Source organism: Pantoea dispersa, from assembly GCF_035783935.1.
Taxonomy (GTDB): Bacteria; Pseudomonadota; Gammaproteobacteria; order Enterobacterales; family Enterobacteriaceae; genus Pantoea; species Pantoea dispersa_C.
Genome location: NZ_JALKOV010000001.1, coordinates 977625 through 1001434, shown reverse-complemented (window position 1 = coordinate 1001434; position 23810 = coordinate 977625). Strand labels below are relative to the sequence as shown.

Genomic DNA, 23810 nt, shown 5'->3' with positions numbered 1-23810 from the left:
CCGGGGATGAATCTACGAAGCAGGCTTTATGCCCAGGGGGCGCCCCCATCTCACCAGCAACTTCCCGATGATCAGTCGGGGATCATCATACCCGGAGGAGAATGATCGGGATATAAGGGGCGCCATTAATGGCGACCTGGCATTGCCTGAATTCAGATGTCAGCTGGAGGAGAAGTGCAGCATGAAATGGTGGCGGGAGAAGGATTATTCGCCGCAAGCGGCTCACCCTGCGGGCCGCGCTGCGCGCGTTGTCTCACTGCGTTCGACCCGAACCTTCGGTCGAAGCTTCTCATCCTTCTCCAGGTGTTATTAACTGGCTTTGTTGAATGGCTGGAAGGAGAGTGCAACATGAGATGGTGGCGGGAGAAGGATTCGAACCTTCGAAGTCGATGACGGCAGATTTACAGTCTGCTCCCTTTGGCCGCTCGGGAATCCCGCCAGGGATATAAAGCTCAGAAGATTCAGGCGCGAAGTGGATTCAGATGGTGGCGGGAGAAGGATTCGAACCTTCGAAGTCGATGACGGCAGATTTACAGTCTGCTCCCTTTGGCCGCTCGGGAATCCCGCCACTGGCCTGAATCTTTATGCCTGAAAGCGGGGCGCATCATACCAAATGCGTTCAGTCTGTAAAGCGCCCACAGTAAAAAACTCAATCGTTTGCCCACTTTTTACGCGTGGCGCTGAAGAGTTGCGCAATTCAGCGCCGCAGTGGTTAAAGAATGATCGTGCGGTTGCCGTAAACAAACACGCGCTGGCCCAGCACTTTATACAGCGCACGGCTTAATACATTCTTCTCAACGTCGCGTCCGGCACGCATCATCTCTTCAGCGGTGTAGCTGTGATCGACGTTAATCACGTCCTGCATGATGATAGGACCTTCATCAAGGTTGTCGTTCACGTAGTGCGCGGTGGCACCGATGATCTTCACGCCGCGCTCATAGGCCTGATGATAAGGACGTGCACCGATGAAGGCCGGCAGGAACGAGTGGTGAATGTTGATGATCTGGTTAGGATAGCGCTGCACAAACGCCGGCGTCAGCACGCGCATGTATTTTGCCAGCACCACATAGTCCGGCTGATAGCGATCGATCTCATCCGCCATGCGGTTATCGTGCTCTTCGCGCGTCAGGCCTTCATGGCTGACCAGCACGAACGGAATGTCAAAACGCTCAACCAGTGAACGCAGCGTTTCGTGGTTGCCAATCACCGCGGCGATTTCCATATCCAGTCCGCCAAAAGCGCTCTTCATCAGCAGATCGCCCAGGCAGTGTGCCTCTTTGGTCACCAGAATCACCACGCGGCGACGGCCGGCGCTGTGCAGTTCACGCACTGAACCGGTCGGCAGCGCGCTGTCGAGGTCGGCCAGCAGCGTGTTGTCGTTGAAAATACCTTCCAGCTCTGTGCGCATGAAAAAGCGCCCGGTACGGTGATCGACGAACTCATTGTTCTGCACAATGTTCAGTTCGTGCTTGTAACAAATGTTGGTGATCTTGGCGATCAGACCTTTGGCATCGGGGCAGATGGTTCGTAAAACTTTTCGTTGCATGGTTTGCGCTTGCATCTCGATCAGAGTCCTGTCAAAGCGATGAATGGTGAAGCTGTTGGGCATCTGTCCAGATTAGCCACAACATTTTTTGTATTTTTTATCGGAGCCACAAGGACAGCGATCGTTACGCCCTAATTCCGGCGTTGTTCCGTCGACATAGTACCAGCGTTGATCCTCGCGAAGAAAGCGTGAACATTCATACAGGCTGCAGGTTCGCCCTTTTTCGAGGTAGCGCGCAAAAAAAGTGACGAAGGCTTCATTCTCATGGCTTCCGTGATTACAACGGGTTACAGTCAGGCCAAGCCATTCGGTGCTGGCGAAACTTTCGGATAATAGCGTCTCCAGCCCGGTTACACGCTGGCTGGGATGCCAGGTCTCCACCAGCCAGGCGGCGTTTTGCATGACGTAAGCGCTGTAGCGCGAGCGCATTAACTGTTCCGCTCGCTGTGGCGTTTGTTGCCCGTTCAGAAAGGGCTGACAACATAGGCTATACTGCTCACCGCTGCAGCAGGGGCACTTTTCGGACACATCATCTCCTGAGAGTGATTAAAGTTAATGTAAGCGTGCGCTATGTTAGCCGACTGGCCAGCGTGAAGCTACGTATCAGGTTGATCACGAGGTGAGATGAGAAAAGTCAGGATTGGGCTGGCCCTGGGATCGGGCGCTGCCAAAGGCTGGGCGCACATTGGTGTCATTAACGCGCTGGAGCGCGCCGGTATTGAGGTGGATGTCGTCGCGGGCTGTTCGGTGGGCGCGCTGGTGGGCTCCGCGTACGTTAACGGCCGGCTGGCGCTGATGGAGAAATGGGTCAGCGCATTTCGCTACTGGGATGTCATCCGCCTGATGGATCTCTCCTGGCAGCGTGGCGGTTTGCTGCGCGGCGATCGGGTATTCAGTCACATTCGTCAGTTAATCCCCAACGAGCTCATCGAAGACGCGGAGAAGCGCTTTGGCGTGGTGGCAACCAACCTGAGTACCGGCCGTGAATTGTGGCTGACGGAAGGGGATTTGCACCAGGCGGTGCGTGCATCGTGTAGTATGCCAGGTTTATTGCCTCCGGTTGGCTACAATGGTTATTGGCTGGTCGATGGCGCGGTGGTGAATCCGGTGCCGATTTCGCTGACCCGCGCGCTGGGTGCAGACATTGTGATTGCCGTTGACCTGCAACACGATGCGCATCTGATGCAGCAGGATCTGCTGTCGGTCACGCCGCAGAACGGTGAAGAGGCGGCTGCGGCGGAAGCGCTAACCTGGGGCAAAAAACTGCGTCAGCGTCTGCTGGGGCTAACCCATCGGCGCGCCAGCCAGTCACCGGGCGCAATGGAAATTATGTCAACGTCAATCCAGGTTTTGGAAAATCGCCTGAAACGTAATCGTATGGCAGGCGATCCGCCGGATGTGCTGATTCAGCCCTTTTGTCCACAGATTTCAACGCTGGACTTTCATCGGGCTGAAGAGGCCATTGCGGCAGGCAAGGCCGCCGTGGAGAAAAAAATGGATGAACTATTACCGCTGGTCCGTAGCAGATAATCAGTTGTTCATTCACGGGGGTTGTGACTTCAGCCAATTCTGAAAGGCGCAACAGCGTTTTATGAACCACTATTGAAATATCTGGTACGCAGGGGGAGAGAATGGAAAAACCGCTAATCGGCAAAAAGATACTCATTGTCGAAGATGAGGTCGTTTTCCGTTCATTGCTGGACAAGCTGTTAACCGGCCTTGGTGCCAGCACGCTTGAAGCGGGCGACGGACTGGACGGCCTGGATTTGCTCGCCGCGCAGGCGGTGGATTTGGTGATTTGCGATCTGGAAATGCCGCGCATGGGCGGCATCGAGTTCGTCGAACGTATTCGCACGCGCGGCAACAGCGTGCCGATACTGATCATTTCCGCTACGCAAAATATGGCGGATATCGCCCACGTGCTGCGCCTGGGTGTGCAGGACGTGCTGCTCAAGCCGCTGAAAAATCTCGAACGCTTCCGTGAAGCGGTCTTTGAATGCCTCTATCCTTCCATGTTCACCTCGAAGGTGGAAGAAGATGAACAGCTGTTCCAGGACTGGGATGCGCTGGTGCGCGATCCGCTGGCGGCGGCCAAGCTGCTTAAGCAGTTGCAACCCCCCGTGCAGCAGACGATCGCCAGCTGTCGCATTAACTATCGTCAGCTGACGATGGCGGAGCAGCCGGGGCTGGTGCTGGATATCGCGGCGCTCTCGGACAAAGATCTGGCATTTTACTGTCTCGACGTAACGCGCGCTGGCGATAACGGTGTGCTGGCGGCCCTGCTGCTCAGAGCACTGTTTAATGGCTTACTGCAGGAGCAACTGTCCGGGCAGAAACAGCGTCTGCCGGAACTCAATGGTTTGCTGCGTCAGGTGAATATGCTGTTACGTCAGGCTAACCTGAACGGTCAGTTCCCGCTGCTGGTGGGGTACTATCATCGTCAGTTGAAAAATCTGATTCTGGTCTCTGCCGGCCTGAATGCCACGCTGCACATTAACACCCATCAAATCCAACTCAGTAACGGCGTGCCGCTTGGTACTATGGGCAGCACCCATCTTAATCAAATCAGCCAGCGCGCCGAGGCCTGGCAATGTCATGTCTGGGGTGCCGGAGGCCGGCTTCGCCTGATGTTATCGTCCGAAGAATAGCCAGTCAGCGTTATATTTTCCGCGGGTTAAAGACAGGGCCAAAGCTAAGCTTTACACTTGGGTAATAGTCTTAAATTCCGCGGATTAACTCCATCCAGGATAAATCCGTCTGACACTAACTGATATACTCATTTCGTTTTTAAACCGACATATCAAGTATTAACTTGAACGGCCTATTAAGAGAGGTATTTGATGTCTGCCTATAAGTCTAAAGTAAAAAAAGCGGTAATCCCGGTTGCAGGTCTGGGTACGCGTATGCTGCCTGCCACCAAAGCTATTCCAAAAGAGATGTTACCGCTGGTCGATAAGCCGTTGATCCAGTATGTCGTGAACGAGTGTATTGCTGCGGGTATTAATGAGATCGTGCTGGTTACGCACTCCTCTAAAAACTCCATCGAAAACCATTTTGATACCAGTTTCGAACTGGAAGCGATGCTGGAAAAACGCGTGAAGCGTCAGCTGCTGGATGAAATCCAGTCAATCTGCCCGCCACACGTCACCATCATGCAGGTACGTCAGGGTATCGCCAAGGGCCTGGGTCACGCAGTGATGTGTGCTCATCCGCTGGTCGGTGACGAGCCGGTCGCGGTTATTCTGCCAGACGTGATCATTGATGAGTACGAATCTAACCCAACCAAAGATAACCTGGCAGAAATGCTGACGCGCTTCGAAGAGAGCGGTCGCAGCCAGATCATGGTTGAGCCCGTTGCGGATGTGACCGCTTACGGCGTGGTTGACTGCCAGGGCGCAGAGCTGGCACCAGGCCAGAGCGCACCGATGGTGGGCGTGGTCGAGAAGCCAAAAGCCTCTGAAGCGCCATCTAACCTGGCCGTTGTCGGCCGTTATGTGCTGTCTGCGGATATCTGGCCACTGCTGGCAAAAACCCCTCCGGGTGCCGGCGGCGAAGTACAGCTGACCGACTCCATCGCCATGCTGATGGAAAAAGAGACCGTAGAAGCTTACCACCTGACCGGCGTAAGCCATGACTGCGGTAACAAACTGGGTTATATGCAAGCTTTTGTTGAATATGGCGTGCGTCATCCGGTGCTGGGCAAAGATTTCGCTCAGTGGCTCGACGGCGTTGCAGGCAACAAAAAGTAATTCATTAAACACAGGATAATTCAATGAAAGTCACTGTATTTGGTATCGGCTATGTCGGTCTGGTTCAGGCTGCGGTGTTGGCCGAAGTCGGACATGACGTTCTCTGTATTGATGTCGACGAAAAGAAAGTCGAAAACCTGAAAAAGGGCCTCATTCCGATTTTCGAACCGGGCCTGACGCCGCTGGTAATGTCTAACTATGAAGCAGGGCGCCTGAAGTTCAGCACCAATGCGGAAGAGGGCGTTAACCATGGCGTAATGCAGTTTATCGCTGTGGGCACGCCGCCGGATGAGGATGGCTCTGCCGACCTGAAATATGTGACTGCGGTTGCGCGCACCATTGCGCAGCACATGAACGATCACAAAGTGGTTATCGACAAATCTACCGTTCCGGTAGGCACCGCTGACCGCGTGCGCGCGGTGATGAGCGACACGCTGAAGCAGCGTGATGCCAGCGTCACCTTCGATGTGGTTTCCAACCCGGAGTTCCTGAAAGAGGGTGCCGCCGTTAATGACTGCATGCGTCCGGAACGTATTGTGGTGGGCACGGACAATGATGAAGTGGTTGAGCTGCTGCGTGAACTGTACGAGCCGTTTAACCGTAATCACGATCGCATGATCCTGATGGATATCCGCAGCGCAGAGCTGACCAAGTATGCAGCAAACTGCATGCTGGCGACCAAAATCAGCTTCATGAACGAGATTTCTAACCTGGCAGAACGTCTGGGTGCTGACGTAGAAAAAGTGCGTCAGGGCATCGGTTCCGATTCACGCATTGGTTATCACTTTATCTATCCGGGCTGCGGCTACGGCGGTTCCTGTTTCCCGAAAGACGTGCAGGCGCTGATTCGCACTGCAGAGTCAATCGGCTACACCCCGCGCCTGCTGCAGGCGGTAGAAGACGTCAACGATTCGCAGAAGAACAAGCTACCGACCTTCATTAAGCGTCACTTCGGTGACGATCTGCGCGGCAAGACGTTTGCGCTGTGGGGTCTGGCGTTCAAACCGAATACCGACGACATGCGTGAAGCATCGAGCCGTGTGCTGATGGAAGCACTGTGGCAGGCGGGCGCAACGGTGCAGGCGTTTGACCCGGAAGCGATGGAAGAAGCCCAGCGCATCTACGGTCACCGTGATGACCTGAAACTGTGCGGCACTAAAGAAGCTGCATTGCAGGGTGCCGATGGCCTGGTTATCTGCACCGAATGGCAGAACTTCCGTGCCCCGGATTTCGACGTGATTAAATCAGCGTTAAAACAACCCGTGATTTTTGATGGTCGTAACCTGTATGATCCGGAGCGTATCAGCAAACGCGGTTTCGTTTATTATGCAATCGGCCGCGGAGCGTCTATTCAAATTGTGTAATAAATGAGGGATGTATGAATTTTCTGGTGACCGGTGCGGCAGGTTTTATTGGTTTTCACGTGAGTCAGCGTTTGCTGGCTGCCGGTCACCAGGTTGTCGGTATCGATAACCTGAATGACTATTACGATGTCAGCCTGAAACAGGCGCGCCTTGACCAGATTACACCACATCCCGCTTTTACCTTTGTAAAAATGGACCTGGCAGATCGCCAGGCCATTTCTTCCCTGTTTGAACAGCATGCTTTCGCGCGTGTTATCCATTTAGGCGCGCAGGCAGGCGTACGCTATTCCATTGAGAATCCCCATGCCTACGCGGATGCCAACCTGATTGGTCATTTAAATATTCTCGAAGGTTGCCGTCATCATAAGATTGGCCACCTGTTGTATGCCTCATCCAGTTCAGTATATGGCCTGAACCGTAAAATGCCGTTCTCAACCGATGATTCGGTTGATCACCCGGTTTCACTTTATGCAGCGACCAAAAAAGCTAACGAATTAATGTCGCACACCTATTCACATCTTTACCAATTACCCACTACCGGGTTGCGCTTCTTTACGGTTTATGGTCCGTGGGGACGCCCGGATATGGCGCTGTTTAAGTTCACCCGGGCGATGCTCGCCGGTGACGCGATTGATGTGTATAACCGCGGCCAGATGACGCGAGACTTTACCTATATTGATGATATCGCCGAAGCGATTGTGCGCCTGCAGGACGTTATCCCGCAGGCAGATAACAGCTGGACGGTGGAAAACGGCTCACCAGCCAGCAGCTCGGCACCTTACCGTGTTTATAATATTGGTAATAGCCAGCCTACCAGCCTGATGACCTATATCGAGTCGCTGGAAAAAGCGCTGGGGATTGAGGCAAAGAAAAATATGCTGCCAATGCAGCCTGGCGATGTACTGGGCACCAGTGCGGATACGCAACCGCTGTATGACGCAATTAATTTCCGCCCGCAGACCAGCGTAGAGCAGGGCGTGCAGCAATTTGTTGACTGGTATCGCGACTTCTATCAGCAATAAGCAGCAATAAAAAAAGGAAGCCAGCGGCTTCCTTTTTCTTACCCGGTGTAAAACAGAGCGCAGCAGGCATGCTGCGAAGCACTGGTTCCTTACAGCAGGAAATCGTCCAGTTGTTTACCTTGTTCTTCAATCGCTTTTTTAATCACGGCTGGAGTACGTCCCTGGCCGGTCCAGGTGCGGTTTTCACCGTTTTCATCAACGTAACCATATTTCGCCGGGCGAGCCGCGCGTTTAGCTTTGCCTGGCGCTTTGGTTTCAGCTAGTGCCTGCAGCAACTCGTTCGGGTCGATACCGTCGGCCATCAGCATTTCACGATATTGCTCCAGCTTACGGCTACGCTCGGCATTTTCCGCCTGTGCGAGGGATTCTTCTTCGCGACGTTCATTCACTACAACCTCAAGCTTTTCCAGCATCTCTTCCAGTGTTTCCAGAGAGCATTCCCGGGCCTGGGCGCGCAATGTACGGATATTATTAAGAATTTTAAGTGCTTCGCTCATTGTCCTGATCTCAAAATATATTAAATGGAGTTGTTCTGCCGCCTCATAATAGTGGCGGTGAAAAATAACTGCAATAGCCAGATTAAAAAGCAAAACGTAAAGTTAATGTTGTTAAGCTTTTTAAGGTGCTATTTATTTTTCTTTTTATAGATTTGATAGCACAGTTTTTAAGGGGATTAATACGGCTACGCGGCTTTCGCCCGTGCAACAGCGCTATTAACGCTGAATAAAATTGCTGCACGATCGCGGCTTTGACATAACGTGCGAAATTTCGCTAACGATGCAGTTGCTGTAATCTGATGGCGTTAATTTGAGCAGTTGATAAAAATAATGCATCGCAACAGTGCATCAGCTTTATGATAGACTCACGCGCATCAGATTCAGGCGGTGACAAGAGACAATTTATGGCGCAACTCTATTTCTATTACTCAGCGATGAACGCGGGAAAATCCACCGCGCTGCTGCAGTCATCCTACAATTACCACGAGCGCGGCATGCGTACGCTGGTGTATACCGCGGAAATTGACGATCGCTTTGGCGCTGGAAAAGTCAGCTCGCGTATTGGCCTTTCGTCTCCGGCTTTTTTATATAACGCCGAAACTCAACTGGATAGTGAAATAGCTGAACAGCATGCACAGCAGACGGTGCATTGTGTGCTGGTGGATGAAAGCCAGTTTCTGACGCGTGAGCAGGTTAAAGCCCTGTCAGACGTGGTGGATAATCTGGATATTCCAGTGCTGTGCTATGGCCTGCGCACCGATTTTCGCGGTGAACTATTTACCGGTAGCCAGTATTTACTGGCATGGGCCGATAAGCTGGTGGAATTGAAAACGGTCTGTCACTGTGGACGCAAAGCCAGCATGGTGTTGCGCCTGGATGCAGCGGGTAAACCGTTCAGCGAAGGGGAGCAGGTGGTGATTGGCGGCAATGAGCGCTATATCTCCGTGTGTCGCAAGCACTATAAACAGGCGATTGATGAAGGATCGTTAAACGCCATTTACGGCGCGCAACTTCCTCACGCCTGAATACGGATGGCATAAAAAAACCCGCCGCAGCGGGTTTTTTATATCAAGCCACTCAGGCTTTTTTGGTTTTCTTCTCAACTTTAACCGCTTTAGGTTCATGCTCTGCGGCCACGCTGTTGTCCGCTTCTGAGAACTCACGGCCGTAATAGGTATCCAGCATGATTTGTTTCAGTTCAGCAATCAGCGGATAGCGTGGGTTAGCGCCGGTACACTGGTCATCGAACGCATCGTCAGCCAGTTTGTCGACTTTCGCCAGGAAGTCCGCTTCCTGCACGCCCGCTTCGCGGATGGAGGTTGGAATACCCAGCTGAGTTTTCATCTCTTCCAGCCAGACCAGCAGTTTTTCAATTTTCTGCGCGGTACGGTCGCCAGCTGCGCTCAGGCCGAGATGGTCAGCGATCTCTGCGTAGCGGCGGCGCGCCTGTGGACGGTCATACTGACTGAATGCGGTCTGCTTGGTTGGATTGTCATTCGCGTTGTAGCGAATCACGTTACAAATCAGCAGGGCGTTGGCCAGACCGTGTGGAATGTGGAACTCAGAGCCCAGTTTATGCGCCATTGAGTGACATACGCCGAGGAAGGCGTTGGCGAAAGCGATACCGGCAATGGTGGCCGCATTATGGACACGCTCACGCGCCACGGGATTTTTCGCGCCGTCACGGTAGCTGGCTGGCAGGTTTTCTTTCAGCAGCTTCAGCGCCTGCAGTGCCTGGCCGTCGGAGTATTCGTTCGCCAGTACCGATACGTAGGCTTCCAGCGCGTGGGTTACCGCATCCAGACCACCGAAGGCACACAGGGAACGCGGCATTTCCATGACCAGGTTGGCATCGACAATTGCCATATCCGGCGTCAGCGCATAATCTGCCAGCGGGTATTTCTGACCAGTCGCATCGTCGGTCACTACGGCAAACGGGGTAACTTCTGAACCGGTACCTGAAGTTGTGGTAATCGCCACCATGCGCGCTTTGACGCCCATTTTCGGGAACTTGTAGATACGTTTACGGATGTCCATAAAGCGCAGCGCCAGCTCTTCAAAGTGGGTTTCCGGATGTTCATACATCACCCACATGATTTTGGCCGCATCCATCGGAGAACCACCGCCCAGTGCGATAATCACGTCAGGTTTGAAGCTGTTCATCTGCTCGGCACCTTTACGCACGATGCTCAGCGTTGGATCGGCTTCCACTTCAAAGAACACTTCGGTTTCGATACCGTGCGATTTCAGTACGCGAGTGACCTGGTCAGCATAACCGTTGTTGAACAGGAAGCGGTCGGTGACGATAAAGGCGCGTTTCGCACCGTCAGTCGCCACTTCTTCCAGGGCAATTGGCAGTGAACCACGGCGGAAGTAGATAGACTTAGGAAGTTTATGCCACAACATATTTTCAGCTCGCTTGGCCACGGTTTTCTTATTAATGAGGTGTTTTGGACCCACGTTTTCCGAGATGGAGTTGCCGCCCCATGAACCGCAGCCCAGCGTCAGAGAAGGGGCCAGTTTAAAGTTATACAGGTCACCGATACCGCCCTGTGAAGCCGGGGTGTTGATCAGGATACGCGCGGTTTTCATTTTGTCGCCGAAGAAGTGGACGCGCTCACGCTGATTATCCTGGTCGGTATAGAGACATGAGGTGTGGCCGATGCCGCCCATGGCCACCAGTTTCTCCGCTTTATCAACCGCATCGTAATAATCTTTCGCGCGATACATCGCCAGCGTCGGAGAGAGCTTCTCGTGGGCGAACGGCTCAGACTCATCCACCAGTTTCACTTCACCAATCAGAATCTTGGTGCTGACCGGTACGCTGATGCCTGCCAGCTCAGCAATTTTGTACGCTGGCTGACCAACGATCGCCGCGTTCAGCGCGCCATTTTTCAGGATGATGTCCTGTACCGCTTTCAGCTCTTTACCCTGCAGCAGGTAGCCGCCGTGGCTGGCAAAGCGCTCACGCACCGCGTCATAAACAGAATCCACTACAATTACAGACTGTTCAGAAGCACAAATTACGCCGTTATCGAAGGTTTTCGACATCAGGATTGAGGCCACCGCGCGTTTAACGTCCGCGGTTTCGTCAATCACCACCGGGGTATTACCCGCACCCACGCCGATTGCTGGCTTACCGGAGCTGTAAGCGGCTTTCACCATACCCGGACCGCCGGTAGCGAGAATCAGGTTGATGTCAGGGTGATGCATCAGCTGGTTAGACAGCTCAACCGATGGCGCGTCGATCCAGCCAATAATGTCTTTGGGGGCACCGGCAGCGATTGCGGCCTGCAGCACGATATCCGCCGCTTTATTGGTGGCATCTTTGGCACGCGGATGCGGAGAGAAGATAATACCGTTACGTGTTTTCAGGCTAATCAGTGCTTTAAAGATGGCGGTGGACGTCGGGTTGGTGGTAGGGACGATACCGCAAATCAGGCCAATCGGCTCAGCGATGGTGATGGTGCCGAAGGTGTCATCCGTATCCAGCACGCCACAGGTTTTTTCGTCTTTGTAAGCGTTGTAGATGTATTCAGAGGCGAAGTGGTTTTTGATCACTTTATCTTCGACGATACCCATGCCGGATTCGGCAACGGCCATTTTGGCGAGAGGGATACGGGCATCGGCAGCGGCGAGGGCGGCCGCACGGAAAATGGTATCTACTTGTTCCTGACTAAAATTGGCGTATTCGCGTTGTGCCTTTTTAACACGTTCTACCAGTGCGTTAAGCTCGGCAACATTAGTAACGGCCATAATACTCTCCTAAGGAAGTTAAACTTTTTTAGTAAACAAGCCTGAGTCCAAAAGTATAGTCACGCTACGCTAATGAATGGATAAGGATGGCGACGCGAATGCCGTTGCTTACTAAAAAGGTTTTTTTCCGTCCGGATTACCTGTTTGTCAGGGTTTAGTTTCGATGGGGTAAGGTTACCCCTGATGAGGTAGGCAATATATGATGCAGATCAATTTAACTCTAAGCTGACACCTTTCAGCGCTCACTTTTGCAAGTAAAGTTAGCGCCTGTGGCTACATAAGCTGATCTGACCAGCTGCAGCCCTGTAACATTGCGCTAACAGTAGCCGAATAAACTGGTAAATCGGCGCATTGATAGCATTTATTTCTGCGCCAGCCTCTGGTGTTTCGCCAGGCTTATGCACTACATTAAGCGCGATTTTTTTGCCATCACCCGGAGCCCACTGTGACCCCTGTGCTACTCGATCTTTCTGGCTACATTAAATTTTTTGTGGGTTTGTTCGCGCTGGTTAACCCGGTCGGCATTATTCCGGTCTTTATCAGCATGACCAGCTACCAGGCGGCAGCGGAGCGCAACAAAACCAACCTGACGGCAAACCTGGCGGTGGCGATCATCCTCTGGACCTCGCTGTTCCTCGGTGACGGTATCCTGCATCTGTTTGGCATCTCGATTGACTCTTTCCGCATTGCTGGCGGCATTCTGGTGGTGACCATTGCGATGTCGATGATCAGCGGTAAGCTGGGTGAGGATAAGCAGAACAAGCAGGAGAAATCAGAAACCGCAATTCGTGAGAGCATCGGCGTGGTGCCACTGGCGCTGCCGCTGATGGCCGGACCGGGTGCCATCAGCTCAACCATCGTCTGGAGCTCGCGTTATCACAGCTGGCCCAACCTGCTGGGCTTTAGTCTGGCGATTGCGGTGTTTGCTTTTTGTTGCTGGTTATTATTCCGGGCTGCACCGCTAATGGTGCGGGTGCTGGGGCAAACCGGCATTAACGTTATTACGCGTATCATGGGGCTGTTACTGATGGCGCTGGGTATTGAATTTGTCGTGACCGGGATGAAAGCGATTTTCCCGGGGCTGCTGAATTAAAGCCGGTTATTTTTTATCGCTAATCGAATGGTGAACCAGAATGGTGCAATTAAACATTAATTTGCACCATTTTAGTGATTCTATTTGTCGCGCTTAATATCCGCTTACCCTTATCAGTTTTACTACTGGTGTTATCCTGCAAGCGGCCTGGATCGTAAAATAGTGTGATAATCGTCACAGTACATCCCACTACTCTGTAATTCTTCAGCAGTATCATTCTTTAGCCTGAGCTATAAATCTGAATAAATATCCGGGCTTCAGCCATAAAGTCAGCAATATTCATAAATATTATAAAGTTAGTTGATTAACGAATAATTAACGTGCAAATAAGCCTGTAAACTATTATCTATCAATTACTTAACCGATAATTCTGCTCAAGAATTAACACTTTTCCTGTGCGCAGCAACGTGATAAAAGAGAATCAGCTAACATTTTTGTGGTTTAGCTTTGGCGTGCGGGCAACGCTTCTGATAATTTTCGGCTCACCGCAAATTTTTTTATCTGCTAGCAACAAATGTGTACGCTTCTTGCTTACTGCTATCAGGTTTATGTTGAAGGTTGATATTGGTTGATGAAAAGCATGGTAGCGAAAACGGCAGCGCGCACGTTTCTGGCGCTTTGCCTCTCCAGTGTACTGGCGCAAAGTCAGGCCGCTGAGATCCCAGCCGGGACGTCATTAGCGGATACGCAACGCATCGTTATTAACAATGGCAGCGAAGTGTCCTCGCTTGATCCACAAAAAGTCGAGGGCGTGCCGGAATCCAATGTGATTCGCAATCTGCTGGAAGGACTGGTTGAGACCGACAACAACGGTCAACTGGTGCCTGGCGTGGCGCAGCAGTGGCAAAACCAGCAGGGACGTATCTGGACCTTCACGCTGCGTAACGATGCCCGCTGGAGCAATGGCGAACCGGTTACCGCGCATGACTTCGTGTACAGCTGGCAGCGTCTGGCCGATCCCCGCACCGCCTCGCCTTATGCCAGCTATCTGCAGGCAGCGCACATCAGCAACATTGATGCCATCCTGGCCGGTAAAGCCGCGCCTTCCCAACTGGGGGTGAAAGCGCTGGACGACCATCATCTGCAGGTGACGCTCTCCGAACCGGTACCGTACTTTGTCGATATGCTGGCGCATACCTCGATGAAACCGGTGTATCGTCCGGCGATAGAACAGTGGGGCGATGCCTGGACGCAGCCGCAGCACTACGTAGGTAATGGTGCTTACACGCTGGCGGACTGGGTGGTGAATGAGCAGATCGTGGTGAAGCGTAATCCGCACTACTGGGACAATGCCCATACCACGCTGGACGAAGGCGTGTTTCTGGCGCTCACGTCTGAGAATAGCGATATCAATCGTTATCGCAGTGGCGGCACTGACATGACCAACAGCGTGGTGCCGCCTGATATGTTCAAAAAACTGCAGCAGGCGCTGGGAGATGAGGTAAAGGTCAGCCCGCTGTTGTGCACCTTCTATTACGAAATCAATAACAAAAAAGCGCCGTTTGATGATGTCCGCGTACGCAGCGCGCTGAAGTTGACGCTCGACCGCGACATCATTGCGCAGAAAATCATGGGCCAGGGACAGATTCCCGCCTACGGCCTGACGCCGCCGTTTATTCACGGTATTTCCCTCAATACGCCGGCGTGGGCCCAGCAAACTCAGGCGCAGCGGAATGCCACTGCGAAGCAACTGCTGGCCGATGCCGGCTTTAATGCCCAGCACCCGCTGCGTTTTACTCTGCTGTATAACACCTCAGAACAGAATAAGCGTCAGGCGATTGCGGCCGCCTCGATGTGGCAAAAGAATCTTGGCGCGCAGGTGACGCTGCAGAATCAGGAGTGGAAAACGCTGCTGGAAACGCGTCATCAGGCGCAGTTCGATGTGGTGCGCGCCACCTGGTGCGCGGATTACAACGAGCCGTCGAGCTTCCTCAATTTGATGCTCAGTGGTTCCTCCATCAACACCGCGTTTTATCACAGCGCCGCCTTCGATGCGCTGATGGCGCAAACGCTCAATACCGCCGATGACGCGCAGCGCGCGCAACTCTATCAGCAGGCGGAAAAACAGCTGGATCAGGATTCCCCGATCATCCCGGTTTACTACCGGGTCAGCGTGCGGCTGGTCAAGCCGTGGGTGGGCGGTTTCAGCGGCAACGATCCGCAGGATATGCTGGCGCTGAAATACTATTACATAAAGAAACATTGAGTAATGTGACGATCCGGCGCTACAGTCGGGCGTCACGTTACCGTGGTAACCCTGCAGGGTGGTAGTGATCTTCGCACAGACAGGCGGAGATCTCCCGGAAACGGGGTACGCCGGGCGGTCAGCCGACCCGGTGACGATAATAAAACTGGAGCGTAATAATGAACAACATCACGAAAAAAAGCCTGATCGCCGCAGGCGTACTGGCGGCCATCGGCGCGCTGGCAGGGAATGCTGCACTGGCGGCCAACGTACCGGCGGGTACTGAACTGGCAGCGAAACAGGAGCTGGTACGTGGTAACGGCGATGAAGTACAGTCGCTGGATCCGCACAAAATCGAAGGCGTGCCGGAAAGCAACATCGCACGCGATCTGTATGAAGGTTTGATCGTGAGCGACAGCAACGGCAAACCGGTTCCGGGCGTCGCGGAAAGCTGGGAGAACAAAGATTATAAAGTCTGGACTTTCCATCTGCGTAAAAATGCCAAATGGTCAAACGGCGAGCCGGTCACCGCGCAGGACTTCGTCTACAGCTGGCAGCGTCTGGTCGATCCGAAAACTGCATCGCCGTACGCCAGCTATCCGCAGTATGGCCACATTCTTAACGTTGATGACATCATCGCCGGCAAAAAACCGACTTCCGATCTCGGCGTGAAAGCGCTGGACGACCATACGCTGGAAGTGACGCTGAGCGAGCCGGTGCCGTACTTCTATAAGCTGCTGATTCACTCGGTGATGTCACCGGTGTACAAGCCGGCGATTGAGAAGTTTGGCGACCAGTGGACGCAGCCGCAGAACTGGGTCGGCAACGGTGCCTTCAAACTGGAATCTCACGTGATCAACGAGCGCGTGACGCTGGTACGTAACCCGGAATACTGGGATAACGAACATACCGTACTGAATAAAGTTACCTTCCTGCCGATTAACTCCGAAGTCAGCGATGTGAACCGTTATTTCTCGCAGAACGGCAGCGATATCACCTACAACAATATGCCGATTGAGCTGTTTAAGAAACTGCAGCGCGATAACGGTAAAGAGCTGATGGTGAAACCGTATCTCTGCACCTACTACTACGAAATCAACAACCAGAAAGCCCCGTTTACCGACGTCCGCGTACGTACCGCGCTGAAGCTGGGTCTGGATCGCGACATCATGGTGAACAAAGTGCTGGCGCAGGGGCAACAGCCAGCCTACAGCTTCACCCCGCCAGCGACAGACGGCATGGAACTGCTGCCGCCGGACTGGTTCAAGTGGGATCAGAACAAGCGTAACGAAGAAGCGAAAAAACTGCTGGCCGAAGCCGGTTATACCGCTGACAAGCCGCTGACCTTCAACCTGCTGTACAACACCTCCGATCTGCACAAAAAACTGGCGATTGCCGCCTCGTCCATCTGGAAAAAGAACATCGGCGTCAACATCAAGCTGGAAAACCAGGAGTGGAAAACTTTCCTGGATACCCGTCATCAGGGCAACTTCGATGTCTCCCGTGCGGCATGGTGTGCTGACTACAACGAACCGACCTCCTTCCTGAACATCATGCTGTCGGATAGCAGCAGTAACACCTCGCACTACAAGAGCGCGGACTTCGACAAAGTGATTCACGATGCGGTCAAAGCCGCGGATGATAAGGCGCGCCTGGCGGATTATCAGAAAGCAGAGCAGATCCTCGATAAAGACAGCACCATTGTGCCGGTTTACTACTACGTGAACGCGCGTCTGGTGAAACCGTACGTTGGCGGCTACACCGGCAACGATCCGCTGGATAATACCCTGGATAAAAACCTGTACATTATTAAGCATTAATAGCACTCAGGCTATCGACAGTGGCGGTGCTGCGGCGCCGCCTTTTTGACTTTGTGAAGCAACAGCCTGGTAGGTACGGCAATGTTAAAATTCATCCTGCGTCGGCTCCTTGAAGCCATCCCGACGCTGTTTATTCTGATTACCATCTCCTTCTTCATGATGCGACTGGCACCCGGTAGTCCGTTTACCGGCGAGCGTACGCTGTCGCCAGAAGTCATGGCCAACATTGAGGCCAAATATCACCTCAACGATCCGATCGGCAAACAGTATGTCAGCTACCTGGTACAGCTGGCACACGGCGATTTCGGTCCGTCGTTCAAATATAAAGACTACTCGGTTAACTACCTGGTCGGTCATGCGTTTCCGGTATCGGCCAAACTGGGGCTGGCAGCCTTCTTCCTCGCGGTGGTGCTGGGCGTGACCGCAGGCGTCATTGCTGCGCTGAAGCAAAACAGTTTATGGGATTATGCGGTCATGGGGGTGGCGATGACCGGGGTGGTCATTCCCAGCTTCGTGGTGGCACCGCTGCTGGTACTGATCTTTGCCATCACCCTGCGCTGGCTGCCGGGCGGCGGCTGGAACGGCGGGCAGTGGAACTACATGCTGCTGCCGATGGTAGCGCTGTCACTGGCTTACATCGCCAGTATCGCCCGTATCACCCGCGGTTCGATGATCGAAGTGATGCACTCCAACTTTATCCGCACCGCGCGCGCGAAAGGTCTGCCGCTGCGCCGTATTGTGCTGCGCCACGCGCTGAAGCCGGCGCTGCTGCCGGTCCTGTCCTATATGGGACCGGCGTTTGTCGGCATCATCACCGGTTCGATGGTGATTGAATCGATTTACGGTCTGCCGGGCATCGGCCAGCTGTTCGTTAACGGGGCGCTGAACCGTGACTATTCGCTGGTGATGAGTCTGACCATTCTGGTCGGCGTGCTGACCATCCTGTTCAACGCGATCGTTGACGTGCTGTATGCCGTTATCGATCCAAAAATTCGTTACTGATGGTGGAGCTCGCGCATGATGTTAAGTAAGAAAAATAGCGAAGCTCTGGACGCTTTCAGCGAGAAGCTGGAAGTGGAAGGGCGCAGCCTGTGGCAGGACGCGCGTCGCCGCTTCATCCACAACCGCGCGGCGCTGATCAGCCTGCTGGTGCTGCTGGTAATTGCGCTGTTCGTGGTGTTCGCCCCGATGCTGGCGCAGTTCCGTTATGATGATACCGACTGGGCGATGATGTCTTCACCGCCGGACACCACTTCAGGGCACTGGTTTGGCACCGACTCTTCCGGGCGTGACCTGCTGGTGCGTGTGGCGATTGGCGGCCGTATCTCGCTGATGGTCGGTATTGCTTCCGCGCTGATCGCGGTGCTGGTGGGCACGCTGTACGGTTCGCTGGCCGGCTATCTGGGCGGCAAAATTGACTCGGTGATGATGCGTATTCTGGAAATCCTTAACTCGTTCCCGTTTATGTTCTTCGTCATCCTGCTGGTGACCTTCTTCGGCCGCAATATTCTGCTGATCTTTATCGCTATCGGTATGGTTTCCTGGCTGGATATGGCACGTATTGTGCGTGGCCAGACGCTGGGACTGAAACGCAAAGAGTTTATCGAAGCGGCGCAGGTCGGCGGCGTCTCCACCGCCAGTATCGTGCTGCGTCACATCGTGCCGAACGTGCTGGGCGTGGTGGTGGTGTATGCCTCGCTGCTGGTGCCGAGCATGATCCTGTTCGAATCCTTCCTCAGTTTCCTTGGCCTCGGTACGCAGGAGCCGCTGAGCAGCTGGGGCGCGCTGTTGAGCGACGGTGCCAACTCGATGGAAGTATCACCGTGGCTGCTGATGTTCCCGGCGGGCTTCCTGGTGGTGACGTTGTTCTGTTTCAACTTTATCGGCGATGGCCTGCGTGACGCCCTCGACCCGAAAGATCGCTAAGGAGTTTCCCGATGACCCTTCATGATACTCAGCCGCTGGCGGCGGCACCTGCGGGAAACACCAACCTGCTGCTGGACGTTAAAGACCTGCGCGTCACCTTCAGCACCCACGACGGCGATGTCACCGCTGTGAACGACCTCAACTTTTCGCTGCGCGCCGGTGAAACGCTGGGCATTGTTGGTGAATCCGGCTCCGGAAAGTCGCAAACCGCGTTTGCGCTGATGGGCCTGCTGGCAAAGAATGGTCGCATTGGCGGCTCGGCACGCTTCAACGGCAACGAAATCCTCAACCTGCCGGAGAGCAAGCTCAACAAGCTGCGGGCCGAGCAGATTGCGATGATTTTTCAGGATCCAATGACGTCGCTCAATCCGTACATGCGCGTCGGCGAACAGCTGATGGAAGTGCTGAAACTGCACAAAGGCATGAATAGCGCGCAGGCATTTGAAGAGTCGGTGCGCATGCTGGACGCGGTGAAAATGCCGGAAGCGCGCAAGCGCATGAAGATGTTCCCGCACGAGTTCTCCGGCGGGATGCGCCAGCGCGTAATGATTGCGATGGCGCTGCTGTGCCGGCCAAAGCTGCTGATCGCCGACGAGCCGACCACTGCGCTGGATGTCACCGTGCAGGCGCAGATCATGACGCTGCTGAATGAGCTGAAGCGTGAATTCAACACCGCCATCATCATGATTACCCACGATCTCGGCGTCGTCGCCGGTATCTGTGACAAAGTGCTGGTGATGTATGCGGGCCGTACCATGGAGTATGGCCGCGCACGCGATGTGTTCTATCAGCCGGCCCATCCGTACTCGATCGGTTTGCTGAGCGCGGTGCCACGTCTCGACGCGGAAGGTGAGTCGCTGACCACCATTCCCGGCAACCCGCCCAATCTGCTGCGTCTGCCGCAGGGCTGTCCGTTCCAGCCGCGCTGCGCATATGCCATGGATATTTGTGCCAAATCACCGCCGCTTGAACCGTTTGCCGAAGGGCGCCTGCGCGCCTGCTTCAAACCGGTGGAGGAATTAGTATGAGCACCGTAGTTGAAGAGAAAAAAGTGTTGCTGGAAATCGCCGATCTCAAGGTGCATTTCGATATCAAAGACGGCAAACAGTGGTTCTGGCAGCCGCCAAAAACCCTGAAAGCGGTGGATGGCGTCAGCCTGCGCCTGTATGAAGGCGAAACGCTCGGCGTGGTGGGTGAATCCGGCTGTGGCAAATCCACGCTGGCGCGCGCCATTATCGGGCTGGTGAAAGCCACCGAAGGACGCGTGGCGTGGCTGGGACGCGATCTGCTGGGTCAGAGCCAGGAAGAGTGGCGTCAGGCGCGCAGCGACATTCAGATGATCTTCCAGGATCCGCTGGCCTCGCTCAACCCGCGCATGACCATTGGTGACATCATTGCCGAACCGCTGCGCACCTACTATCCGAAGATGCCGCGTCAGGAAGTGAAGGATAAGGTTAAGAACATGATGATGAAGGTCGGTCTGCTGCCGAACCTCATCAACCGCTATCCGCACGAGTTCTCCGGTGGCCAGTGCCAGCGTATCGGCATCGCCCGTGCGCTGATTCTTGAGCCGAAGCTGATTATCTGTGATGAGCCGGTCTCGGCGCTCGACGTATCGATCCAGGCGCAGGTGGTTAACCTGCTGCAAAAACTGCAGCGTGAAATGGGGCTGTCGCTGATCTTCATCGCGCACGATCTGGCGGTGGTGAAGCACATCTCCGATCGCGTGCTGGTGATGTATCTCGGCCATGCGGTCGAACTGGGGACCTATGATGCGGTGTACAACGATCCGCAGCATCCGTACACCAAAGCGCTGATGTCAGCGGTGCCGATTCCTGACCCGGACCTGGAGAAGAACAAGCAGATTCAGCTGCTGGAAGGGGAGCTGCCGTCGCCGATCAATCCGCCATCGGGCTGTGTGTTCCGCACCCGCTGCCCGATTGCCGGCCCGGAGTGCGCCAAAACCCGACCGCTACTGGAAGGCAGTTTCCGCCATGCGGTTTCCTGTCTGAAGGTTGATCCGCTATAAGAGCGGTGCCATAAACAACAACGCCGGGCACAGCCCGGCGTTTTTTTATGTGCTGCGGCTTATTCGCGCCACAGAATATGACACAGCTTATGATCTTTCTCGCGGCACAGCAGGATGCGGGCGAACACATCGGTAATCGGTTCGCCATCCGCTTCACCGAGGCCGATCACCACTTCAGAGAAGAAGTCCGGGTTGAGATCGAAATCGACGTGCTCCTGCCAGTCTTCTGACGGATCAAACAGCTCGGCGCCGCCGCGTTCTTCAAATTGCAGATTGAACAGAATAATGTCTGCCGGATCGAGGTTATCGCCTGCCAGCTCAAGAAAAATGTCGTAAGCCTGTTCCAGCGTTTCATCTTCAGTAAGGCGATTATTTAAATCCATGGTCATTCCTGCTTGCCCTGAGGCGGTAATATTTCCGCTCGTTTTACAGTAAAGGGCTAAAGAAGTAAAACAGTCGTTCAACGATGCGTTGCCACCAGGCACGTTTTGCCCAGCGTGCACCGTCCAGCAGCCGCGAGCGGGCGATGTAATCATCCTGGACGGTGGCGAGATCGCTACCAAAGCCGTCATCATCCACCACCAGGGTAATTTCGAAGTTAAGCCACAGGCTGCGCATATCCAGATTCACCGTGCCCACCAGGCTGAGCTGACCGTCCACCAGCACGCTCTTGGTGTGCAACAGGCCATCTTCAAACTGATAGATTTTTACCCCGGCTTCCAGCAGCTCGGTGAAGAAGGCGCGGCTGGCCCAGCCCACCAGCAGCGAGTCATTGTGGCGCGGCACCACAATGCTCACCTCAACGCCACGCAGCGCTGCGGTACAGATGGCGTGCAGTAAATCGTCGCTCGGCACAAAGTAGGGCGTGGTCATGATCAGCTGCTCGCGCGCTGAATACACCGCCGTCAGCAGCGCCTGATGAATCATATCCTCCGGGAAGCCCGGACCCGAGGCGATCACCTGAATGGTGTGACCGCTCTCCTGCTCAAACGGCATCACATTGCCGTCCGGCGCGGGCGGCAGGATGCGCTTGCCGGTCTCAATTTCCCAGTCGCAGGCATACACGATGCCCATGGTGGTGGCCACCGGGCCTTCCATGCGCGCCATCAGGTCAATCCACTGACCGACGCCGGCATCCTGTTTGAAGAAGCGCGGATCCACCAGATTCATGCTGCCGGTGTAGGCGATATAATTATCGATCAGCACCACTTTGCGGTGCTGACGCAGATCCATGCGGCGCAGGAACACGCGCCACAGGCTGACCTGCAAAGCCTCGACCACGTCTATGCCGGCGTTGCGCATCATCGCGGCCCACGGACTGCGGAAAAACGCCACGCTGCCGGCGGAATCGAGCATCAGCCGGCAGTGCACGCCGCGCCGCGAGGCCGCCATCAGCGATTCGGCAACGTCATCTGCCAGCCCGCCCGGCTGCCAGATATAAAACACCATCTCAATATTATGGCGCGCCAGCTGGATATCACGGATCAGCGCCTGCATCACATCATCAGAACTGGTCAGCAGCTGCAGCTGATTACCTTTGACGCCGGCAATGCCCTGACGATGCCGGCACAGTTCGAACAGGGAACGCGCCACGTCGCTATGCTCAGTCGCGAAGATGTGGCGACACTGTTTCAGGTCGTTGAGCCATTTGGCGGTGGACGGCCACATAGTGCGGGCACGCTCTGCGCGACGCTTGCCTAAATGCAGTTCGCCAAACGACAGATAGGCGATAATACCCACCAGCGGCAGAATGTAGATGATCAGCAGCCAGGCCATCGCCGACGTGACCGCACGTCGCTTCATCAGGATGCGCAGCGTAACCCCGGCAATCAGCAGCCAGTAGCCGAACAGCAGCAACCAGCTGACAAGGGTATAAAAAGTGGTCATAAAGTGGACGTCCCGTTCGCGCTTTGATGGGCAAAGTTTACGTGTTGATCTGCGCCAGCGAAACCTTTAATCGTTGATGACGTTTCGATGAAGGTTTCGATTTGGCATTTTTTGCCAGATCACTATAATGCCTCGCGGGTTTAGCCAGTCAGAGAGGATGTGATGAGACGCAGCAGAAATGAAGTGGCCCGCTGGAGAATGTTACGCCAGGCGCATCGCCGTCGTGCCCGCTGGCTGGAAGGGCAGTCACGTCGTTATAAGCGCATCCATGCGATTCGTCATCAGGTGGCACAGCAGCAGCGCCGCTCCATCCTGTTTATCACGCAGAATCTCTGAGTGATTAACGCGGCCGTCAGTGGCCGCGTAATACCAGTGAAACGTTCACGATCTGCGCGGCCGCCGCCAGCACCACCAGCATAACGATATGCTGGCGCGCCTGACGCCAGCCCTGACGGCGCCACAGCCACAGCGCACGACCAATCAGCAGCAGCACCAGCACTAATAACAGAAGGGGCTGCCACTGCATCAGAATACGCGCTTAAACGGTTTGACCGAGACTTTCTCGTACACGCCAGCCGCGATATACGGATCGTCATTAGCCCAGGATTGTGCCACTTCCAGTGACGAGAACTCGGCAACAATGACTGACCCGGTGAAGCCGGCCGGGCCGGGATCGTTACTGTCGACGGCCGGCAGCGGGCCCGCGACAATCAGGCGTCCCTCATCCTGCAGCAGTTGCAGGCGCGCCAGATGTGCCGGGCGCACGGAGTTACGTTTTTCCAGTGAATCTGCGGTATCTTCCGCATAAATGACGTAAAGCACGATGGGATACTCCCGTTAGACTTGCCGAATTTGCGAGACACGTTAAGTGATCGCTAAACAGAGTGCAAACGAAAGATAGTGCCTGCGTGCGGCAGCGCAAGCAGGGTTAAAAAA

The 23810-nt window shown here is 54.4% G+C and carries 22 protein-coding genes, 2 tRNA genes and 1 other RNA gene; 14 read left to right on the top strand and 11 right to left on the bottom strand.

Annotated features, from left to right (window positions below):
- Positions 1-187 precede the first annotated feature (187 nt).
- From MXF20_RS04860 to MXF20_RS04840, 5 genes are all read right to left on the bottom strand, one after another.
- Positions 188-314: non-coding RNA, RtT sRNA (locus tag MXF20_RS04860), on the bottom strand.
- A gap of 40 nt (positions 315-354) precedes the next feature.
- Positions 355-439, bottom strand: a tRNA-Tyr gene (locus tag MXF20_RS04855).
- 44 nt (positions 440-483) lie between these two features.
- Positions 484-568 (bottom strand) — tRNA-Tyr (locus MXF20_RS04850).
- A 144-nt stretch (positions 569-712) separates the two neighbouring features.
- Positions 713-1561 (bottom strand): formyltetrahydrofolate deformylase, encoded by an 849-nt coding sequence (gene purU / locus MXF20_RS04845; protein WP_031280214.1) that lies wholly within the window; start codon positions 1559-1561, stop codon positions 713-715.
- Between the two features lie 57 nt (positions 1562-1618).
- Complete coding sequence (locus MXF20_RS04840; protein ID WP_325967910.1) at positions 1619-2074, bottom strand: YchJ family protein; 456 nt, start codon at positions 2072-2074, stop codon at positions 1619-1621.
- A gap of 96 nt (positions 2075-2170) precedes the next feature.
- On the opposite strand from MXF20_RS04840, the gene rssA reads away from it, so the two are divergent.
- The 5 genes from rssA to MXF20_RS04815 all read left to right on the top strand — a co-directional run bounded on the left by rssA (position 2171) and on the right by MXF20_RS04815 (position 7681).
- Positions 2171-3076, top strand: a complete 906-nt coding sequence (rssA, locus tag MXF20_RS04835) for a patatin-like phospholipase RssA (protein ID WP_325967909.1) — start codon at positions 2171-2173, stop codon at positions 3074-3076.
- A gap of 101 nt (positions 3077-3177) precedes the next feature.
- Positions 3178-4194: a two-component system response regulator RssB gene (gene rssB / locus MXF20_RS04830; protein WP_325967908.1), complete on the top strand. Its 1017-nt coding sequence runs from the start codon at positions 3178-3180 to the stop codon at positions 4192-4194.
- Positions 4195-4386: 192 nt separating this feature from the next.
- Positions 4387-5295, top strand: coding sequence for a UTP--glucose-1-phosphate uridylyltransferase GalU (gene galU / locus MXF20_RS04825; protein WP_021510076.1), 909 nt, complete (start codon positions 4387-4389; stop codon positions 5293-5295).
- A gap of 23 nt (positions 5296-5318) precedes the next feature.
- On the top strand, positions 5319-6659 hold the full coding sequence (locus tag MXF20_RS04820) for a UDP-glucose/GDP-mannose dehydrogenase family protein (RefSeq protein ID WP_325967907.1): 1341 nt from the start codon (positions 5319-5321) through the stop codon (positions 6657-6659).
- Positions 6660-6673: 14 nt separating this feature from the next.
- Positions 6674-7681: an NAD-dependent epimerase gene (locus MXF20_RS04815; RefSeq protein ID WP_325967906.1), complete on the top strand. Its 1008-nt coding sequence runs from the start codon at positions 6674-6676 to the stop codon at positions 7679-7681.
- Between the two features lie 89 nt (positions 7682-7770).
- Here MXF20_RS04815 and hns read toward each other — a convergent pair whose 3' ends face one another.
- The gene (gene hns / locus MXF20_RS04810; RefSeq protein WP_031280215.1) at positions 7771-8178 is read right to left on the bottom strand and encodes a histone-like nucleoid-structuring protein H-NS; all 408 of its coding nucleotides are present in this window, start codon (positions 8176-8178) and stop codon (positions 7771-7773) included.
- A 404-nt stretch (positions 8179-8582) separates the two neighbouring features.
- On the opposite strand from hns, the gene tdk reads away from it, so the two are divergent.
- The gene (gene tdk, locus MXF20_RS04805) at positions 8583-9203 is read left to right on the top strand and encodes a thymidine kinase (RefSeq protein ID WP_325967905.1); all 621 of its coding nucleotides are present in this window, start codon (positions 8583-8585) and stop codon (positions 9201-9203) included.
- Between the two features lie 52 nt (positions 9204-9255).
- On the opposite strand, the gene adhE is transcribed toward tdk, so the two are convergent.
- On the bottom strand, positions 9256-11934 hold the full coding sequence (adhE, locus tag MXF20_RS04800) for a bifunctional acetaldehyde-CoA/alcohol dehydrogenase (RefSeq protein ID WP_325967904.1): 2679 nt from the start codon (positions 11932-11934) through the stop codon (positions 9256-9258).
- Positions 11935-12379: 445 nt separating this feature from the next.
- On the opposite strand from adhE, the gene MXF20_RS04795 reads away from it, so the two are divergent.
- The 7 genes from MXF20_RS04795 (at position 12380) to oppF (ending at position 20987) form a co-directional block, all read left to right on the top strand.
- A complete protein-coding gene (locus tag MXF20_RS04795) occupies positions 12380-13027 on the top strand; it encodes a YchE family NAAT transporter (protein ID WP_325967903.1) in 648 nt (215 codons plus the stop codon).
- Between the two features lie 571 nt (positions 13028-13598).
- Complete coding sequence (locus MXF20_RS04790) at positions 13599-15233, top strand: ABC transporter substrate-binding protein (RefSeq protein ID WP_325967902.1); 1635 nt, start codon at positions 13599-13601, stop codon at positions 15231-15233.
- Between the two features lie 158 nt (positions 15234-15391).
- Positions 15392-17032 (top strand): oligopeptide ABC transporter substrate-binding protein OppA, encoded by a 1641-nt coding sequence (gene oppA / locus MXF20_RS04785; RefSeq protein ID WP_166710222.1) that lies wholly within the window; start codon positions 15392-15394, stop codon positions 17030-17032.
- A gap of 81 nt (positions 17033-17113) precedes the next feature.
- Positions 17114-18034, top strand: a complete 921-nt coding sequence (gene oppB, locus MXF20_RS04780) for an oligopeptide ABC transporter permease OppB (protein WP_136547356.1) — start codon at positions 17114-17116, stop codon at positions 18032-18034.
- A 15-nt stretch (positions 18035-18049) separates the two neighbouring features.
- Positions 18050-18958 (top strand): oligopeptide ABC transporter permease OppC, encoded by a 909-nt coding sequence (oppC, locus tag MXF20_RS04775; RefSeq protein WP_325967900.1) that lies wholly within the window; start codon positions 18050-18052, stop codon positions 18956-18958.
- An 11-nt stretch (positions 18959-18969) separates the two neighbouring features.
- On the top strand, positions 18970-19986 hold the full coding sequence (locus tag MXF20_RS04770) for an ABC transporter ATP-binding protein (RefSeq protein WP_325967899.1): 1017 nt from the start codon (positions 18970-18972) through the stop codon (positions 19984-19986).
- Entirely contained in the window at positions 19983-20987 is a 1005-nt protein-coding gene (oppF, locus tag MXF20_RS04765) for a murein tripeptide/oligopeptide ABC transporter ATP binding protein OppF (RefSeq protein ID WP_325967898.1), read from the top strand. The genes MXF20_RS04770 and oppF overlap by 4 nt, the downstream gene beginning before the upstream one ends.
- Positions 20988-21046: 59 nt before the next feature.
- Here oppF and MXF20_RS04760 read toward each other — a convergent pair whose 3' ends face one another.
- On the bottom strand, positions 21047-21376 hold the full coding sequence (locus MXF20_RS04760) for an HI1450 family dsDNA-mimic protein (RefSeq protein ID WP_013509338.1): 330 nt from the start codon (positions 21374-21376) through the stop codon (positions 21047-21049).
- A gap of 37 nt (positions 21377-21413) precedes the next feature.
- Positions 21414-22874, bottom strand: coding sequence for a cardiolipin synthase (cls, locus tag MXF20_RS04755; RefSeq protein WP_325967896.1), 1461 nt, complete (start codon positions 22872-22874; stop codon positions 21414-21416).
- A gap of 162 nt (positions 22875-23036) precedes the next feature.
- Here cls and MXF20_RS04750 point away from each other — a divergent pair, with 162 nt between their 5' ends.
- Positions 23037-23210: a YciY family protein gene (locus MXF20_RS04750; protein ID WP_325967895.1), complete on the top strand. Its 174-nt coding sequence runs from the start codon at positions 23037-23039 to the stop codon at positions 23208-23210.
- Positions 23211-23226: 16 nt separating this feature from the next.
- Here the strand turns inward: MXF20_RS04750 and MXF20_RS04745 are convergent, their stop codons facing one another.
- On the bottom strand, positions 23227-23400 hold the full coding sequence (locus MXF20_RS04745; protein WP_325967894.1) for a hypothetical protein: 174 nt from the start codon (positions 23398-23400) through the stop codon (positions 23227-23229).
- Positions 23400-23696: a YciI family protein gene (locus MXF20_RS04740; RefSeq protein WP_325967893.1), complete on the bottom strand. Its 297-nt coding sequence runs from the start codon at positions 23694-23696 to the stop codon at positions 23400-23402. Before MXF20_RS04740 ends, MXF20_RS04745 begins: the two co-directional genes overlap by 1 nt.
- Positions 23697-23810 lie beyond the last annotated feature (114 nt).